Annotated in this window: 2 protein-coding genes; both read left to right on the top strand. The window is 67.7% G+C overall.

Annotated features, from left to right (window positions below; all coding sequences use genetic code 11):
- A partial coding sequence (locus tag VHS75_RS03640; protein WP_329637244.1) for an NAD(P)/FAD-dependent oxidoreductase occupies nt 1-664 on the top strand: 664 nt, incomplete at its 5' end.
- Between the two features lie 59 nt (nt 665-723).
- Nucleotides 724-2,670, top strand: a complete 1,947-nt coding sequence (locus tag VHS75_RS03645; protein WP_329637245.1) for a M1 family metallopeptidase — start codon at nt 724-726, stop codon at nt 2,668-2,670.
- Nucleotides 2,671-2,707: the final 37 nt, after the last annotated feature.

Consider the following 2,707-nt stretch of genomic DNA (forward strand, 5'->3'; position numbering starts at 1 on the left):
CCACGGCTACATGCTGGCGCTTCAAGGAGAGATCGAGGCCGGCGGCGGGGCCGTGGTGACCGCCACGCCGTTCGAGGGCGCGGCGCCGCTGGAGGGCGGTGGCTTTACGGTGCGAGCGGGCGGCGAAGAGCCGGCGAGCCTGACCTGCCGCTATCTGGTGACGGCGCCTGGGCTGTCGGCGCAGGACGTGGCCGCGACCATCGAGGGCTTCCCGGCGGCGAAGATCCCCAAGGGTTACTACGGCAAGGGGATGTACTTCCGCCTGGTCGGCAAGGCGCCGTTCTCGCGGCTGATCTATCCGCCCCCGATCCATGGGGCGCTCGGCACCCACTACCGCCGCGACCTGGGCGGCCAGGCGGTGTTCGGGCCGAACCTGACCTATGTCGAGACCCTGGATTACAGCGTCGATCCGGCCATGCGCGGCGAGTTCGCGGCCTATATCCGCAAGTTCTGGCCCGCCGTGCCGGAAGAGGCGCTGAGCCCCGACTACGCCGGCATCCGCCCCAAGCTGCACGGCCCGGACGAGCCGCAGCCGGATTTCCGCATCGACGATGCGACGGCGCACAACCTGCCGGGTCTCGTGGCCCTGTTCGGCATCGAGAGCCCCGGCCTCACCTCGTCCCTGGCGCTGGGCGAAGAGGTGGCGGGCCGGCTCGGCCTCTAGGTCTTGCGCGCCGGCCCAGGGCGAGCGAGATGGACGGCTTGTTCGGGGAGCTCTTCTTGATGACGTCGCGACTGTCCGCCCTGCTGGCCCTGGCCGCCCTCTGCGCGGCGCCCGCCGCCCACGCCCAGACCGCGCCCAAGTACGATCCCTTGAAGACCTTCGCCCCGCTCAACTTGCCCGCGCCGCCCTCGACGATCCGCACCGGCTCCGGGACGCCGGGCCCGGCCTATTGGCAGAACCGCGCCGACTTCAACATCGACGCCAAGATCGACACCGCCGCCCATGTGCTGACCGGCGAGGAGACGATCACCTATACGAACAACAGCCCCGAGGAGCTGGGCTTCCTCTGGATCCAGATGGACCAGAACCTCTATCGCCGCGACAGCCGCGGCTACGCTATGTCCGGCGGCCGGCGCATCGATCCGAAGAACTCGACGCCGGGCTACGAGATCGACGCCGTCACCGTGGGCGGCAAGACGCTGAACACGGTGGTGAGCGACACCCGCATGCGCGTCGACCTGCCCTCGGGCGTCAAGGCCGGTGGCGGCAAGGTGCAGGTGAAGATCAGGTACCACTTCCTGATCCCCGGCCTGTTCGGCGGACGGATGGCGTGGAACGCCAACAAGAGCGGCGATATTTATGACCTAGCTCAGTGGTATCCACGCCTTCAAGTATTTGATGATGTTCGAGGGTGGGACACGCTTCCTTATCTCGCGAACGAATTCTACTTGGAATACGGGAATTTCGACTACGCAGTGACCGTGCCGGCGGACATGATCGTGGCCGGGTCGGGGGCGCTCACGAACCCCGGCGAAGTGCTCACGGCCGAGCAGCGGGCGCGGTTCGACCGGGCCAGGGCCAGCGACAAGACCGTGTTGATCCGCACGCCGGAGGAGGTGGCCGCGACCCCGCCGCCGAAGGGCGCGACGAAGACCTGGCGCTTCCATATGGACTCGACCCGCGACGTGGCGTTCACGGCCAGCCGGGCCTTCGTCTGGGACGCGGCGCGCATCAACCTGCCGGACGGCAAGACCGCCGTCGCCCAGTCGGTCTATCCGCCGGAAAGCGTCGGCGAGAACGGCTGGAGCCGGTCGACCGAATATATGAAGGACGCCGTCGAACGGTTCTCCAAGCGCTGGTATCCCTACCCCTGGCCGAACGCGATCAATGTGGCCGGGCCGGCCACCGGAATGGAATATCCGGGCATCGTTTTCGACGGCATCGACGACAAGGCGAAGACCCTGTTCTTCATCTCGGCCCACGAGATCGGCCACACCTGGTTCCCGATGGTGGTCGGCTCCGACGAGCGGCGCGACGCCTGGATGGACGAGGGGATCAACACCTTCATCGACGTCTACGAGAGCGACGACTTCGAGAACGGCGTCTATGGGCCCAAGCGCGACGGAGAATATGCGCCCTCGGCGACCGGGACGCCGGCCGACCAGATCGCCGAGCTGATCAAGGACCCTGAGGCGCCGGTGATCCTTTCCCGCGCCGACACCATCCGCGAGAAGTACCGCCACCCGGTGACCTACTTCAAAGCCGCGTTCGGGCTCACCCTGCTGCGCGAGGACATCCTGGGCCCGGAGCGGTTCGACCCGGCGTTCCGCAAGTACATCGCCGACTGGGCCTACAAGCACCCCAAGCCCAGCGACTTCTTCCGCGAGATGGAGAGCGCCGGCGGCGAGGACCTCAGCTACTTCTGGCGCGGCTATTTCCTGAACAACTGGAGCCACGACATGGCGGTGACCGAGGTCGTCAACGACCCGGCGAAGGGGGCCTCGGTGACGGTGGAGAACCGCGGCCAGCTGGTGCTGCCGGCGACGCTTCGGATCGTCTTCAAGGACGGCAAGACCCGCGACCTGCGCATCCCGGTGGAGACCTGGATGCAGACCGGCCGGCACACCTACGCCATCGATGGGGGGCCCGTGGCCGAGGCGACCGTCGACCCGGACCATCGCCTGCCCGACGCCGACCGGTCGAACAACGCGATGCGGGCGAACTGAGCTAGACCGAGCCGACCACGCTCTGCAGCGCTTCGGC

This window comes from Phenylobacterium sp. (assembly GCF_036264965.1).
Classification (GTDB): domain Bacteria; phylum Pseudomonadota; class Alphaproteobacteria; order Caulobacterales; family Caulobacteraceae; genus Phenylobacterium.

Coding starts and splice junctions, on each gene's coding strand:
- VHS75_RS03645 (WP_329637245.1), top strand. CDS start 724: ATGACGTCGCGACTGTCCGCCCTGCTGGCCCTGGCCGCCCTCTGCGCG.